Annotated in this window: 15 protein-coding genes; 10 read left to right on the forward strand and 5 right to left on the reverse strand. The window is 59.6% G+C overall.

Annotated features, from left to right (window positions below; genetic code table 11):
* Positions 1–24 precede the first annotated feature (24 nt).
* Positions 25–882 carry an RNA ligase family protein gene (locus LIX15_RS13220; protein ID WP_227773646.1) on the reverse strand — a complete coding sequence of 286 codons (858 nt, stop codon included), beginning with the start codon at positions 880–882 and terminating at the stop codon, positions 25–27.
* Positions 879–2,114: an MBL fold metallo-hydrolase gene (locus LIX15_RS13225; protein ID WP_227773647.1), complete on the reverse strand. Its 1,236-nt coding sequence runs from the start codon at positions 2,112–2,114 to the stop codon at positions 879–881. The genes LIX15_RS13220 and LIX15_RS13225 overlap by 4 nt, the downstream gene beginning before the upstream one ends.
* 202 nt (positions 2,115–2,316) lie before the next feature.
* On the opposite strand from LIX15_RS13225, the gene LIX15_RS13230 reads away from it, so the two are divergent.
* Both LIX15_RS13230 and LIX15_RS13235 read left to right on the forward strand, forming a co-directional pair.
* Positions 2,317–3,789 carry an aldehyde dehydrogenase family protein gene (locus tag LIX15_RS13230; protein ID WP_227773648.1) on the forward strand — a complete coding sequence of 491 codons (1,473 nt, stop codon included), beginning with the start codon at positions 2,317–2,319 and terminating at the stop codon, positions 3,787–3,789.
* 387 nt (positions 3,790–4,176) lie between these two features.
* Positions 4,177–4,590 carry an RDD family protein gene (locus tag LIX15_RS13235; RefSeq protein ID WP_227773649.1) on the forward strand — a complete coding sequence of 138 codons (414 nt, stop codon included), beginning with the start codon at positions 4,177–4,179 and terminating at the stop codon, positions 4,588–4,590.
* Positions 4,591–4,607: 17 nt separating this feature from the next.
* Here the strand turns inward: LIX15_RS13235 and LIX15_RS13240 are convergent, their stop codons facing one another.
* On the reverse strand, positions 4,608–5,933 hold the full coding sequence (locus LIX15_RS13240; RefSeq protein ID WP_227776888.1) for a metallophosphoesterase: 1,326 nt from the start codon (positions 5,931–5,933) through the stop codon (positions 4,608–4,610).
* A gap of 145 nt (positions 5,934–6,078) precedes the next feature.
* Between LIX15_RS13240 and LIX15_RS13245 the strand changes: the two genes are divergently transcribed.
* From LIX15_RS13245 to LIX15_RS13270, 6 genes are all read left to right on the forward strand, one after another.
* Positions 6,079–6,483, forward strand: coding sequence for a 30S ribosomal protein S6e (locus tag LIX15_RS13245; RefSeq protein WP_227773650.1), 405 nt, complete (start codon positions 6,079–6,081; stop codon positions 6,481–6,483).
* 42 nt (positions 6,484–6,525) lie between these two features.
* Entirely contained in the window at positions 6,526–6,963 is a 438-nt protein-coding gene (locus LIX15_RS13250) for a DUF7112 family protein (RefSeq protein WP_227773651.1), read from the forward strand.
* Complete coding sequence (locus LIX15_RS13255; protein WP_227773652.1) at positions 6,960–7,379, forward strand: DUF5807 family protein; 420 nt, start codon at positions 6,960–6,962, stop codon at positions 7,377–7,379. Before LIX15_RS13250 ends, LIX15_RS13255 begins: the two co-directional genes overlap by 4 nt.
* Positions 7,380–7,479: 100 nt before the next feature.
* Entirely contained in the window at positions 7,480–8,904 is a 1,425-nt protein-coding gene (locus LIX15_RS13260; protein ID WP_227773653.1) for an ATP-binding response regulator, read from the forward strand.
* A 66-nt stretch (positions 8,905–8,970) separates the two neighbouring features.
* On the forward strand, positions 8,971–9,234 hold the full coding sequence (locus LIX15_RS13265) for a hypothetical protein (RefSeq protein WP_227773654.1): 264 nt from the start codon (positions 8,971–8,973) through the stop codon (positions 9,232–9,234).
* Positions 9,235–9,588: 354 nt separating this feature from the next.
* The gene (locus LIX15_RS13270) at positions 9,589–11,163 is read left to right on the forward strand and encodes a hypothetical protein (protein WP_227773655.1); all 1,575 of its coding nucleotides are present in this window, start codon (positions 9,589–9,591) and stop codon (positions 11,161–11,163) included.
* Between the two features lie 94 nt (positions 11,164–11,257).
* On the opposite strand, the gene LIX15_RS13275 is transcribed toward LIX15_RS13270, so the two are convergent.
* Positions 11,258–11,620, reverse strand: a complete 363-nt coding sequence (locus LIX15_RS13275; protein WP_368410626.1) for a hypothetical protein — start codon at positions 11,618–11,620, stop codon at positions 11,258–11,260.
* 26 nt (positions 11,621–11,646) lie between these two features.
* On the opposite strand from LIX15_RS13275, the gene LIX15_RS13280 reads away from it, so the two are divergent.
* Positions 11,647–11,790 (forward strand): YHS domain-containing protein, encoded by a 144-nt coding sequence (locus tag LIX15_RS13280; protein WP_227773657.1) that lies wholly within the window; start codon positions 11,647–11,649, stop codon positions 11,788–11,790.
* Positions 11,791–11,873: 83 nt separating this feature from the next.
* On the opposite strand, the gene LIX15_RS13285 is transcribed toward LIX15_RS13280, so the two are convergent.
* Positions 11,874–12,662 (reverse strand): BtpA/SgcQ family protein, encoded by a 789-nt coding sequence (locus LIX15_RS13285; RefSeq protein WP_227773658.1) that lies wholly within the window; start codon positions 12,660–12,662, stop codon positions 11,874–11,876.
* A 122-nt stretch (positions 12,663–12,784) separates the two neighbouring features.
* Between LIX15_RS13285 and LIX15_RS13290 the strand changes: the two genes are divergently transcribed.
* Positions 12,785–13,807 (forward strand): phosphotransferase family protein, encoded by a 1,023-nt coding sequence (locus LIX15_RS13290; protein WP_227773659.1) that lies wholly within the window; start codon positions 12,785–12,787, stop codon positions 13,805–13,807.
* The last annotated feature ends 20 nt before the right edge of the window (positions 13,808–13,827 follow it).

The following is a 13,827-nucleotide window of genomic DNA, read 5'->3' on the forward strand; positions in this document are numbered from 1 at the left end:
TCGGGAACCGATTCCGCTCCGTTTTCACCGACGGTTCGACACGAATCGCTGGGCGAGCGACGCCAGTTCCGATCGAAACGCCTGCAGGTCGATATCGTTCGTTTCATCGAACAGGTGTGCGTGTTCCTCACGGACGATCGTTTCGAACGTTCGCTCGAACAGTGCGTCCACCGTAACCGCCTGCTGATTCGCTTCGAGGGTACTCGCGGTTCGCTCGAAACGACGGTCGGTCGCGTACGCTCGGGCTACCGCCTCCGGTGATTTGTTGCTCGTTTTCGGGCCGTTTCTCCCTGCAAAACCGGTATCGGTGTCGAAATCGGAATCGAGCAGTTTGGCCCGGTCGCCGGTTTTGTTCCGGAGGACGACGCCCTTCGCTGGGCCGTCGTACCAGTTCGACCGCGGAATCTCGTAGTCGTGTGGGTCGAAATCAACCGCTCGAACTTCCTTTTCGAACGCGTTCACGTGATTCAGACCGAGACGTCGATAAATCGCCTCAACCCGATCGGGCGAGAGAAATCGTTCGCTGCTATCCGACCAGATATCGAATCCCAAAAACGACGGCGTTCGACTCCATTCGTAATCGATGATGTGTCGGTGCATCGCTTCGCCGAAGAAGACGACCGATTCGACGTTTTCGACCGCCGAGCGGAGCGCCGACCGGTCGAAATTCTCGCGGATGTGCCGAACGGCGTGCTGGTAGGGCGTCGGAACCGCGTCGGCGTCGTGGACGCGGTTCCGGTCGCCGAACCGTAGCAGTCCCGACTCTCGTAACTGAAATCGGAGGTGCGCGCCGTCCACCTTCTCCTGAATCCAGAGGTGACCGCCGCCGAACATCGATTTCGGCGCGTCGTCGGGGGTCGCTATCGGCGGATAGCGTTTCATGAACTCACCCACCCTTCCCCAACTTTCGGCGCGCTCGCCACGTAACCGTCCTCCCGCAGCTCCTCGGCGAACGCCTCGCATCTGTCGCCGTGATTGACGAGCACCGTCGAATCGCGATACGACTCCAGAAAGTCGCGGAGGCCATCTCGGTCTGCGTGGGCCGAGAAGTCGTATGACTCCACCTGCGCGCTGACGGGCATCACTCGTCCGTCGATTTCGCCGCGGCCCGAATCCAGCAGTTCCCTGCCGGGTGTCCCTTCGACCTGATAGCCCGTCATCGCGATTTTGTTCGTCGGATTAGCGCGGATTTCCGGAATGTAGGTCATCGCGGGGCCGCCCGAGAGCATCCCGGAGGTCGTCACGATAACCGTGTTTTTCCGGGCGATTCGTTTTCGCTGACCGTTTTTGCCCGTCACGAATCGCGCGTTCGAAATGGCGCGTTTGAGGGCTTTCTCGTCCCGGACGAACTCGGAATTTCGTCGAAGCATCCGCGTCACTTCTTTGCCCATCCCATCGACGTAGCAGTCGATGTCGTGGGCTTCGCAGACCAGTAGCATCTCCTGTGTCCGTCCGATGGCGAAGGCCGGAACGACGACGCTTCCGCCCTCCCAGAGCGTCGTTTTCACGCTTTCCTCGAATCGCGCTTCGACCTCCTTTCGCCGGTCGTGTTCGACGTCGGAGTAGGTGCTTTCGCAGATGACGACGTCCGCGTCGGGTCGCGCCGTGGTTCCCGACAACAGTCGCTGATTGCCGGTGTGGAAATCCGCGGTGTAGAGCAGCCTCGTCTCGCCGTCGTCCACGAGGACGTGCGCGCTTCCGGGGATGTGCCCCGCGTCGAAGAACGCGATTTCGTGACCCGCCGTTTCGAAGGGTTCGCGGTAGCCGTGCGGAACCGACACCTGCCTGAGTCGCTTCAGGTCGGCCTCGGTGAACGGACAGTCGTAGCTCCCGCCGTGGAGTTTCAGCGTGTCGCGTGCGAGCAGGTGGGCCAACTCGCGGGTCGGCGGCGTCCAGTGAATCGGCGGGCGGTCGTCGCCGGAAAGAAGGGAAGGAAGCACCCCGACGTGGTCTAAATGGCCGTGCGAGACGACGACGGCGTCGGGGTTCACGTTCCCGACGGGAAACTGCGGCGGGTTCCCCGTCAACATCCCGTAATCGAGCAAAAGGGAGTCGTTGACGAGAATCGCGCTTCGCCCGACTTCGCGCGCCCCGCCGAGAAACTGAATATTCATTGCTGGACAGTATTCGTTGGAGGCCTTTTCGTTCGTCGGTTCGCTCCAGCCGGATGGTTTTGACGTCCGCTTTCGGTGCGACACGCGTTGGGAAGGCAGTCGAATTGGTGCGCGAGCGAACGATGTGACACGACCGACGTAATCGCTACAACCCCGCCGCTTTCCCACTCTTTATCGGTGTCAAGACCGGAGTCGAAAATGAATGTCGGACAGAGACTTCACCGCAGACGGAGACTGGAATGCGCTCTACATCGATGGCGAATGGGTCGAGGGTGGCGACCGAGACGAAATCGAAGTGACGAACCCAGCGACGCAGGAACTGATTACGACGGTTCCGGCGGGAACAGAAGAGGACGTAAATCGCGCCTACGAGGTCGCTGCGGAGGCACAGGACGAGTGGGCCGACCAACCGCCGCAGAAACGAATCGACGTCATCGAATCGGCGGTCGATTTGCTGGACGAACACCGAAACGACATCCTCGGGGCGCTCGCAACCGAATCCGGAAGCGCGAACATGAAGGCGTTCGCGGAGTGGCAGACCGCCCGCGGAATCACCCAGCAGGCGGCGGAGTTCCCCTTCCGTGTCGGCGGCGACCTTAAAGGCTCGATGATTCCCGGCAAGGAAAACCAGGTCAAACGCATCCCGATGGGCGTCGTCGGCGTCATCTCGCCGTGGAACTTCCCGTTCAACCTCTCGATACGCGCCGTCGCCCCAGCGTTGGCGCTCGGAAACGCAGTCGTGTTGAAGCCCGCTTCGCCCACTCCCGTCACCGGTGGCCTGCTTATCGCAAAACTGTTCGAGGAGGCCGGGCTCCCCGACGGACTGCTCAACGTCGTCACCGGGAAAGGGTCGGACATCGGCGACGAAATGGCGTCTCACCCCGAACTCGACGTGATGGCGTTCACCGGTTCGACTGAGGTCGGCAAACGAGTCGCCAGCCTCGCCGCCGAAAACCTCGCCCTCCCGGCGATGGAACTCGGCGGAAACAACCCCCACGTCGTCACCGAGGACGCCGATATCGACGCGGCAATCGATAGCGCAGTGTTTGGTTCCTTCCTCCACCAAGGACAGGTCTGTATCTCCATCAACCGTCACCTCGTTCACGAGGACGTGTACGACGAGTACGTCGAGAAGTTGACCGAGCGCGCCGAGGAACTGCCAATCGGCGACCCGACCGACCGCGACAACGTTATCGGCCCGATTATCGACGAGGGCCAGCGCGACCAGATTCTCGACTACATCGAATCGACGGTGGAAGAGGGCGCGACCCTCGAAACCGGCGGCCACCACGAAGGCCTGTTCGTCGCGCCGACTGTCCTCTCCGGCGCGACGAACGACATGGCCGCCGCGTGCAACGAAACGTTCGGGCCGACCGCGCCGGTTATCCCGTTTGCCTCCGACGAGGAGGCTATCGAACTCGCTAACGACACCGAGTACGGCCTCGCCGCCTCGATTCACGCAGGCGACCTCGGACGGGCGCAAGACCTCGCCGACGCAATCGACGCTGGAATGGTGCACATCAACGACCAGCCCATCAACGAGGAGCCCCACGTTCCGTTCGGCGGCGTGAAAGGCTCCGGTATCGGTCGGTACGACGGCGACGCCATCGTGAACGAACTCACGCAGGAGAAGTGGATTTCTGTTCAGCGCGAACAGCGGCGCTATCCCTTCTAGGGCGGAACTTCCTGACCTGTTGTTTCTTTCCCCCTTTGTCGCTTCACTCGGTGGTAGCGTACCGACCGTGCAGAAAGCCCTCGGTTCTCGACTCTCACGACCCCCGCTGCGCGCTTCGAGTACGCCCTTCGGTCGCACTTTTCAGTGCTTGCGGGGTCGGGGTCGCCGGGAACGCTCGCCCTTTCAGTCCACCAGGATGTCGATGGACGAACCGGCGTTTCCGGCGGCTGTGTAGCCAGCGACGCTCGCGGTCGTTTTGCCGGTCGGCTACCGTGCAAAGCCGGTTCTCCTGACGCTCCTTTCGGTTGCTTTCCGGTCGAGTAACGAAAGGTAGTTGAATCCGACACAACAGAAAACTTATCCCGGTCGTCTCGGACGCTGATGCCAATGCCAGAACCAGTGATGGGAACGGAGGAAGACGTGATTCTCAGCCGCGTCGTCGCGCTGATACTGGACGAAATCATCGCGCTCGTCTGCGCTTTGCTGGTCGGCGGAGTGGTCGGCGGTCTCCTGGGTTCGAGCGCCCTCGCGATATTCTTGGTTCTCGCCATTCTGCTCGGCTATCACGTCGTCCTCGAAGGACTGTACGGCCAGACCCTCGGCAAACGGTTGCTCGGAATCATCGTCGTCAAGAAGAACGGCGACCCGTGTTCGATGGGCGCGTCAGTCGTCCGAAACGTGCTTCGAATCATCGACGCGCTTTTCCACTACGCCCTCGCGCTCGTCGTCATGCTCGTCAACGACGACCGGCAACGAATCGGTGATATCGCCGCCGACACCGTGGTCGTCCGCGCGCGATAGCCAGTCTCTGTCGGCTTTTACTCCTTCGACGCCGATTCGACCACCGTTTTTTCCGACCCCTCGATAACCGTTCGGTCAGGGATTTCCGGGTCGGATTTCGGTCTGCGCGAAAGCAGTCGTTGCAGCAGCGTGAGTTCGTTCGGCGCGTCCTTCTGGATGGTGTGGTACTCCACGAGTACGTTACCGTCCTCCTCGCCGACTCGGAAGTAGTTCAGCCGAAACGAGGGGTAGTACACCGGCGGGAGAAGCCCGACCCACGTTGGGGTTCGGTGCAGTCGCTTGAGCCACGTTCCGGTGTTGATGATGACGCGTTCGCCGACGTTCGTGAGCGAGACGCGATGGGTGTGGCCGTAGATGTACGCCGCAACGTCGGGATATTCTTCGAACACGTTCTGTGCGGCTTCGACGTAGGGCTTGTCTGGTTGTTCGGTTGGTTTATCCGACCTGACAAGGTCGAACCGTTCCAGGGTTTTCCGAACGTCACGGACGAAAAAGTAAAGCGGAATCGAAATGACGAACAGAAGGCTGACGACCACGAGGTTGATGAGAAAGACGAACTCGATGATACTGCCGACTAAGCCCAACTCCCGGAGTATCTCCGCGGTCGCCCTCGTCGCCGCGTTCGCCCCGAACAAACCACTATCCCCGACGACGAGAACGACCAGATAAATGAGACTCACGTTGAACAACAGCAGAAACGGCAGTGCGGCGTAGCGGAGCAAGGGACTCATTTCGCGGTAAAAGTAGTTCGACGCTATCCAGTCCGGTATCTCTTCGAGCGGCGTCAGCGATTGGATGTCTTTCAACCAGTTGTACCTCCCCCGACCCGAAAGCTGTCCGGCCTTGCTGGTGATGTGGCGATTGATGAAATAGCCGAGCGGGTTCGCCCGCGGATTGCCGAACTCGGGCATCCGGTTGTGCGAATCCTGCTGCATCCCGTGTTCTATCCAGATCTTTCGGTCGGCGACGGTTCTGACCAACGAGAGGGTCGGGTCGAGTTCGACGTTGAACTCCCGTAGTCGCTCCATGTATTCGGAATAGCCCGCAAGCTCGGCGTCGTGATTGCCCGGGATGAGCGTGATGGTGATGCTCTCACCCGTCTTGCGGAACTGCTCGAACAGTTTCGGGTGGTGGTCCACGAGTTCGTCGAACTTCTCTATCCCGTTCGTTTCGGTGAACTCCCAGAGTCCGAAGGCGTCACCGAGGATTATTAGTTCGGCGTCCTCGTCCGCCGATTCGAGCGTTCGAAGGAACTCGACGAACTCGGTTTCGAACTCGCACTCTTGTAACTGCTCGTCGCCCCCCACGTGAAGGTCGCTGACGAAGTAGTAGACGTCGGCCATGCTCCCCGCAAGGAACACGCCGTCCCACTCGAAAGGGGTTTCGGCGAACGTTGCCGTTCGTAGCGCTGTTTCGGCCACCAGCACGTCGCACGAGCACGGAGCCAAAATCGTATTCCTTTTACGGAGCGACCGTCATCGTTTCCGTATGGCAAACTTTCAGGTCGTCGTTGCGGACCCCGATTCCGGAGCGGCCCATCAGCGCGAAGTTGACGGACAAGACGCGAACCGATTCCTCGGCAAATCCATCGGCGAGGACGTAGACGGCGACGCCGTCGGCCTCGACGGCTACACGGTCGAAATCACGGGCGGTTCCGATAACGCTGGCCGACCGATGCGCGGCGACGTTAACGGCCCGAATCTCAAGGACGTGCTTCTCGAAGGCGGTACTGGCTACAACCCGAAACGAGACGGCGAACGACGCCGTATCTCCGTTCGCGGCAAGGAAGTCAGCGAGTCGGTCGCCCAGCTGAACGTCTCGATTTCGGAGCGCGGCGACCAGTCCGTTGACGAACTGTACGGCGAGGGCGACGACGAAGAAGACGACGAGTAATCCGTCGGAGCACTCAAACACCTACACTGTCTTTTCACCACCATGACCCAGCGGGTTTCTAGCGAGACGACCGAAACAGTTCGGGCGACGATGGCACAAGCGGGTGCGACGAACCGCCCACGAATCGAAATTCCGGCTGAGGAAGCGGACGCGTTTCCGGCGGACGAAATCGTCCGGTTCGTCGCGGATGAATCCGAGTATCGCGCACGAATCGAGCGCCCCCTGACCGGAGACGGTCGCCTGATTCGCGGCCTGTACGACACGCCGCGAATCGCCCGGAATCCGGGCGAGGGCGAGAACCGACTCACCGAATGGTTCGCCGAGAGCAACCGCCAGTTCGGCGGATCGGTTCTCGTTGACGTGGTCGAGGACGGATTCAAGTACGGCATTCGCCACCCCGGCGAACGCGCCGTCTACGAGGCGACCGAAGCGCCGAACGAGAGTCTCGCCGACATCGCTCAGCAGGTGGACGACCAATGAGCACGGACGAACGCGCAGAATTTTTGGCGGGCGAGCGCACAGACGACGTGGCGCTCTTTCTCGCGGATTCGTTCGTTTCGAACGAGTCGATTGCCGACTACGGCGAGTCGGTTCCCGGCGGGACGCTCCTCGTCGTTTCGGGGGACACGGGCAGAAGCGTCTTCCAGAAGGCGACCGATATGGAGGCGATGGGGTTCGCCAAACAGGCGATGGGAACCGAAGGGAAAATCGCGGCTGACCTCTCCGAAGCCGACTGTCCCGACGGCGACCACGACGTGGAGTTCATCTTCGCGTTCGCGGAAGAACAGAACGAGGACGTCGGCGGACTCTACGGCGAAGGTGACGTGATTCACGCCTACGCCTACTGTGCGTGTGGAACCGCGTTTTCGCACAAATGGGTTGCTGGCGAACGATAACCGAACCGTGATTCGTCGTTTTAACCTGATTTCCAATCTTGGCGCGTGAAATGAATAAGGTAAATATATATCTTACGGCCGCTTTTGAAACAATGACTACATGCCGGGTGTAGAGGATATATCGACGAGAAGGAATCTACCAATCGGGATTCGCGTTCTCCACGTTGACGCTGACGATGACGTTCTGCACGCATCCCGGGAAGCGCTCGAACGCGAAAACGACATCGAGGCGGTCGTTCCCGTTACGAGCAACGAAGACGCTATCGACTATCTCGCTGCGCATCGTGCGGACGTCGACTGCGTCGTCAGCGACTACGACCTGGAATGGGGTTCCGGATTGAAACTGCTCGACACCGTCAGAGAGCGGTGGCCGAACCTCCCGTTCATCGTCTTTACCGGCAACGGAAGCGAAGACGTGGCGAGCAGAGCCATGTCCTGCGGCGCGACCAACTATCTGCAAAAGGGAACGACGGACACCAGATTTCTCTCCCTCATCTCGCAAATCCGGCAGGCAGTTTCCCACCGCCGAACGGAAAGGGAGGTTCGTCGCGGCTTTCGAGCGATAGAGATGACCAACGAAGGTATCGCCTTGCTCACCAACTCCTTCGATTTTAACTACGTCAACGAGGCCTACGCGGAACTGTTCGGCTACGACCAAGAAACCCTCATCGGCCTCGGGTGGACCGAGACGATATCCGACGAATCCGTCGAGCGTTTGCACTCCGATATCGTTCCGGCGGTCGATTCACAGGGGGAATGGACGGGCGAAATCACCGGGCAGCATCACGACGGCAGTACGCTCACCCTGACCTTTTCCATCTCGACCGTCGCGGAAAACGAGTACGTCTGTGCCGTCCGCGACGTAACCGACCGAAAGGAGCGCGAAGAAGAACTCATACGAGAAAACGAACGCTTGGACGAGTTCGCGAGCAAGGTTTCACACGACCTCCGCAGTCCGTTGAGCATCATCTACGGTTATCTCGACGTCGCTCGGAAGACGGGCAAAAAGGAGCATTTCGACGAAATCGAGCGCGCCGCAGACCGCATCGAGGCCATCATTTCCGACCTGTTGGAACTCGCCCGAGAGGGGCAGAAGGAACTCAACCGCGAAGTTATCCATCTCCACGACTTCGCCGAACACATCTGGAACGGCATCGAGAGCGAGGAAGCGACGCTCTATCTCGGCTTCACCGACGTTCGAATCGTCGCGGACTACGACCGCCTGACCGAACTGTTCGCCAACCTCTTTCGAAACGCGGTCGAACACGGCGGCAACGACGTTGTCATCTCGGTCGGAACCACTACGGACGGGTTTTACATCGAAGACGACGGTGCCGGAATTCCAGAAACACAGCACCAGAACGTCCTTAAATCGGGCTATTCGACCGCCGACAGCACCGGACTCGGACTGAGTATCGTCAAGGAAATCGCCGATTCGCACGGGTGGACGATGGGTATCGAGGAGGGAACCGACGGCGGTGCGCGCTTTCGTTTTTCCGGCGTCGAATGCGCACAAGAGCAGTGAGTCGGTCGTCAGTTGGATTTCCTCAGCGTCGATACCGATTTTACCTCCGATGTCGTCTGTTCACCCATGACGACGCGCGTACCCACCTCCGACTGGGACGCAATCTCCGACAACCTTCACCGATTCGCCCCGAACGTCGATAGACACGAGGCGAAACTCATCGCTAGAATGGGGGTTGCTCGATTCACCATCACCCGAGACGGACACGTTACGGCGGGAATGCCACTGCACGATTTCGATGGGCGAGCCGATTCTCTTGTCTTCGACCACAGCGCCGGTGCGATTCGAATCGAGCGCGCCGGGGTGACCTACGTGTTCCGCAGGCCGTAGCACCGTGGCTCGATCTGGTGTTGGTAGTGCGTAATCAGTTCCTTCTTCACTTTTCCCGTTATTCACGGCGGTGTAGGAGTAGCATTTTGCCACAATCGACATCAATTTTCTCCGAAATCACTGGGTTCATCGACCTACCGTCATTCGTTTCTCCGGTTCGAACGGTATATTTTCACGCCTCTATCAATTATAATATAACGGAAAGCTAACAAGTTCGATATCGTACTGTTTCAAACTATGTATTACCGCGCTAATGATTTCACCTAGCGCCGTTGTAGGTAGTCTCTACTGCGTAATTATTCCGGTCAAGTAGCTCATAACGAAGTGTGAGACGGTCTTCCATCATATCGTCGCATGCCAAAAAACAACGACCAGAAAAGCAAGCTTAAGCGAAGAGGATATTTGAAAGGCATCGCCGCCGCCGGACTCGGAGCGGGAACCGTGCTTTCCGCCTCGTCGGCCGCTACGACGGACGCGGACGGGCAGAACGTTTACCTCCTGTTCGGCGTCGACACCGAAGAGGACCTCGAATCGTGGCTCGAAAATCAGAACGGAGACGCGAAGTCGAGCTCGCAGGATTCCTCGTCGGAAGTCATCCAGTATCAGGACGTCGACCAGCTAAACGTCAATCAGCAGGAAAACGCCGTCGCAATCTCCATAGACGGTGGGCAAGCGGACGCGATTCAGCGCGCCTATCAGACCAACGCGAACACGCAGGACGGTGACGCACAGTCGATCAACGCGAAAAAGGAAGACAAAGAACACACGTTCAAGGGCGTCAAAGACGCTTACATCATCTTCGCGGGCGATACGGATTCGCGCGAATTCTCGGGATGGGTGGTCAGCGACCACACGTACAAGAGCGAACAGACCGCCAACGCCGAGATAGACCAGGAGCAGGAAGTCGACCAGGTCAACTACAACAGCCAGAGTACGGCCGTCGCGATAGCGGAAGGCGGCAGTTACGCCCGCTCCTTCCAGCGGAGTTATCAGCGGAACCAGAACGCGCAGGAAGCCGCAGCCTTGGCGCTGAACATCGCCGATGGTCACAACCATGGCCACAAGAAGAAGCACAAACACAATCATAAGAAACAGCACAAACACAAGCACAAAAAGCAACACAAACACGGTCACGACCACGATCAAGACGCCAACTCGTCAGTCGAACAGTGGCAAGATGTCGACCAGCTGAACGTCAACGAACAGGGCGTCGCCGTCGCCATCTCGGTAGGCGAGGACAGCATCGCCAAGGCGTGGCAGGTGAGTATTCAGCTCAACATCAACGAGCAGGTTGCGAACGCTGCGGCCATCAACTTCGACCCGCAGTCGGTCGAAGAGGCGGCCGCATCCGCCCGAATGCAGGGTGACTTCTCGGACTCGAACGTGAAACGAATGGACAACGACGGGCAGCAGTCGAACGCACAAGGCTCGTCCGCGACCGTCAGCCAGTTCCAGAACGTCAGCCAGCAGAACATCAACCTGCAGAACGCAGCCGTCGCCGTCGCTCTGAACAGGAGCGATTCGTACGCGACGCAGTCTAGTCACCAGGCAAACTTCAACGCGCAAATCGCCGAGGCGACCGCGGCTAACATCGACGTCGGAAAGTGGATGGGTAACGGAGTGTTGAACGGTCAGGACGCCAAGGGTGACGGTTCGTGGGCGGTTAGCTACGACAACGGTGGCAGCCAGTCCAATCAACAAACCGCCCTCGCCGACATCGAGCAGGCGCAGTACGTCGAGCAGTTGAACGTCAACGAGCAGTACAGCGCAGTCGCGTACGCCGAGGACGACGGCACCGCAATCGCGGAACAGCTCAACTACCAGGTCAACCGGAACGAGCAAGTCGCCGAAGCGGAGGCGGGCAACGGGAACTCCGGCGGCAGCAACGACGGTGGGAAAAACAAACAGAGAGAACAGAACTCCTGCTAACGACTCGATAGTCGAGTCAGGGACGAAATTTCCGTCGAAAGCGAACCCTCTCGCCGCCCAACGCGGCCACAAACTCGCCATCGGCATCGTATTTTTACCGGCTATATTCGTGATTCGAGCGACGGTATTCCGGTTTCACTCCGTCGTCAGTCATTCGGAACACCGCTTCGCCGTCCGTGAGATTCGGCGCGTTGGCTAATCGGACGATTCGCTCGTCCTTTTTCGAACGTTGCAAGTGCGACCAGCACGCGGACGCGTGTCTCGGTCCATTTCCGCCGACCGGTCTGGTCGGCTCCCCGAAGAACGCGTCCGAATTCGACTGCACCTGATTCGTGACGACGGCTGGGCGTTGTGACGGGCCGCGACACGTCCGGGGTCGTGGACCGGCGGATGAAAGGAAGTTTCTAACGCGCACTCCAACGACCCTTTCCCGGCCGAAATGGCCTTTTGCGAGCACCGTGTGATTCGGCGTGGTGAATCACAATGGCCGAATGTCCCGTCTGCGGAATGGACGTTGATGCCGACGACCCGCCAGCCCAAACCGAGTACGAAGGCGAAACCTACGTCTTCTGTGAGGGGATGGGATGCAAAGACAAGTTCGAGGAGAACCCCGAACGGTACACCTGAAACGAAGGCGACGTTTCGTCCGACGGCGAATCAGTTTTCGACGGCCGGGACGTTCCGCCTTCCGCGCGTCGAATTTTCTGGAATCACAGTTGACGAACGAGCTCCGCAACCCGCGACTCGTCTACCTCGTTCGTCGTCTTCTCTCCTTCTTTCAACGCGGTCCCGACGATTGCGCCATCCGCGATTTCCAACAGGTCCGCCACGTTCGCCGTCGTGGTGCCACTGCCGACGAGTACGGGAGCGTCCGAACCGATTTCGTCCCGAGCCGAAACGACCGATTCGAGTAGGTCGGTATCGACTTGGTGTCCAGTTCCGACGCCGCTGACGACCAGTCCGTCCGCGCGTCCGCGTCCGAGAGTTTCGTCCACGAGTTCGGTCAGCGGTCGCTCCGCCAGCGGCGCGGAGTGTTTCACGTCGATGTCGGCAAGGATTTCCACGTCCGAATCGATTTCGTCCCGAAGCCGTAGCGTCTCGTGTGCGTTCCCTTCGATGATCCCTTGATCGGTCAGTCGCGCGCCGGTATGGACGTTCACGCGGATGAAATCAGCACCGCCAGCCGTCGCAATCGACAGGGCGGATTCGGCGTCGTTTCGGAGGACGTTCACGCCGAGCGGGCAGTCAACCGCCTGTCGAAGTTCGGTCACGATTTGGGTCATCGACGCGACGACGTGCTTCGGCACGTCGTCGCGGTAGAACGGCGAATCGCCGAAATTTTCGACCATAATGCCGTCCACGCCGCCGGATTCGAGCGTGTGAGCGTCGGTGAGCGCGCGAGTTCGGATGGCGTCGAAATTGCCGTCGTAACCGGGCGAACCGGGTAGGGCGGACAAGTGAACCATGCCGACGATGGCATCGGTGTTGAAAATGCTCATACTGGATGGTCGTTGCCCCTCGAATTAAACGACCCGAGTTTCCTCGCGTACGTTCGTTTGCTGTTGGCGATTCGACACCACAAGATTTCTACCGCCGTAGCGACGAGCGAACTACGGTTGCTATGACGGGTACAAGTTTGGATATCGAGGTCGTCCCTCGGATGGTCGAAGAGATTCTTGGCGGTCGGCAAGTGGTGGACGTACAACCGGCTGAAGGGGGAACTGACGACGTTTTCTTCGTGACTGTCGAAATGCCAAACTCCACTCGGGAGTGCGTTCTGAAGGCCTGCTCGTTCGTTGAACCCCCCGCGTTTCGGGTCGAACCGCGAATCATCGACCTCGTGAGTCGGCGAACCGAAATTCCCGTTCCGGACGTTCTCGGCTACGTGGACGATCACGCCGACCTCCCCGCGCCGTTCTTCCTGATGGAACGCGCGCCCGGCGAGCAGGTTTCGGGCCCGGAGTCGCTCACCGACGACGCGCTCGAACGAACTGCACACGACGCGGGACGCCACCTCGGCGAACTCCAGTCCGCCGCGTCGTTCGCCGGCTACGGATGGCTTCGTGCAGGGTTGGATGCCGATATCGATCCACCTGTCGGCGACCTCGTAGTCGCCGACTTCGCCGAAAACTGGTCGTCGCAACTTCACGACCTCGCGGAGGGGTCGTTGTCCCGAATCGAGGAGTCGCGGTTCGCGGACATGGTGGACGAACTGCGCGCGGGACTCGACACCCATCTCGAAGTCGTTCCCGACGCGCCAGACCCGGTGCTTTTGCACGACGATTACCGATTCGGCAACTTGTTCGTTGACCCCGACTCGGGCGTAGTTCAGACGGTTCTCGACTGGGGGAATCACTTTACGGGCCACAGCGAATACGACCTCGCGGTCACGGAACACCACCTCTGCGGTCGTTTACCGCTCGATGCCGACCGACGACGACTCGTCCACGAGGCGCTTCTGTCGGGCTACGCGGAGACCAACGAACTGACGCGCGACGACGCCTTTCGGGAACGACAGCTGGCGTATCGTTTCGTAACGCAACTTGCTCCGCTCGCGTGGTTCGACCTCTGGTACGGGGACGGCGACGATCCCGAAACGATTGCGAATCAGCAGAGAGCACTCGTGCGGGCGCTTCTACCCTAATCGCGATTCGGATTTGCGCT

Source organism: Haladaptatus pallidirubidus (assembly GCF_020700235.1).
Taxonomy (GTDB): domain Archaea; phylum Halobacteriota; class Halobacteria; order Halobacteriales; family Haladaptataceae; genus Haladaptatus; species Haladaptatus pallidirubidus.

Excerpts from the sequence above, each read along its gene's own strand:
- LIX15_RS13220 (WP_227773646.1), bottom strand. The coding sequence starts at position 882 with ATGAAACGCTATCCGCCGATAGCGACCCCCGACGACGCGCCGAAATCG.
- LIX15_RS13225 (WP_227773647.1), bottom strand. The coding sequence starts at position 2,114 with ATGAATATTCAGTTTCTCGGCGGGGCGCGCGAAGTCGGGCGAAGCGCG.
- LIX15_RS13230 (WP_227773648.1), top strand. The coding sequence starts at position 2,317 with ATGTCGGACAGAGACTTCACCGCAGACGGAGACTGGAATGCGCTCTAC.
- LIX15_RS13235 (WP_227773649.1), top strand. The coding sequence starts at position 4,177 with ATGCCAGAACCAGTGATGGGAACGGAGGAAGACGTGATTCTCAGCCGC.
- LIX15_RS13240 (WP_227776888.1), bottom strand. The coding sequence starts at position 5,933 with ATGGCCGACGTCTACTACTTCGTCAGCGACCTTCACGTGGGGGGCGAC.
- LIX15_RS13245 (WP_227773650.1), top strand. The coding sequence starts at position 6,079 with ATGGCAAACTTTCAGGTCGTCGTTGCGGACCCCGATTCCGGAGCGGCC.
- LIX15_RS13250 (WP_227773651.1), top strand. The coding sequence starts at position 6,526 with ATGACCCAGCGGGTTTCTAGCGAGACGACCGAAACAGTTCGGGCGACG.
- LIX15_RS13255 (WP_227773652.1), top strand. The coding sequence starts at position 6,960 with ATGAGCACGGACGAACGCGCAGAATTTTTGGCGGGCGAGCGCACAGAC.
- LIX15_RS13260 (WP_227773653.1), top strand. The coding sequence starts at position 7,480 with ATGCCGGGTGTAGAGGATATATCGACGAGAAGGAATCTACCAATCGGG.
- LIX15_RS13265 (WP_227773654.1), top strand. The coding sequence starts at position 8,971 with ATGACGACGCGCGTACCCACCTCCGACTGGGACGCAATCTCCGACAAC.
- LIX15_RS13270 (WP_227773655.1), top strand. The coding sequence starts at position 9,589 with ATGCCAAAAAACAACGACCAGAAAAGCAAGCTTAAGCGAAGAGGATAT.
- LIX15_RS13280 (WP_227773657.1), top strand. The coding sequence starts at position 11,647 with ATGGCCGAATGTCCCGTCTGCGGAATGGACGTTGATGCCGACGACCCG.
- LIX15_RS13285 (WP_227773658.1), bottom strand. The coding sequence starts at position 12,662 with ATGAGCATTTTCAACACCGATGCCATCGTCGGCATGGTTCACTTGTCC.
- LIX15_RS13290 (WP_227773659.1), top strand. The coding sequence starts at position 12,785 with ATGACGGGTACAAGTTTGGATATCGAGGTCGTCCCTCGGATGGTCGAA.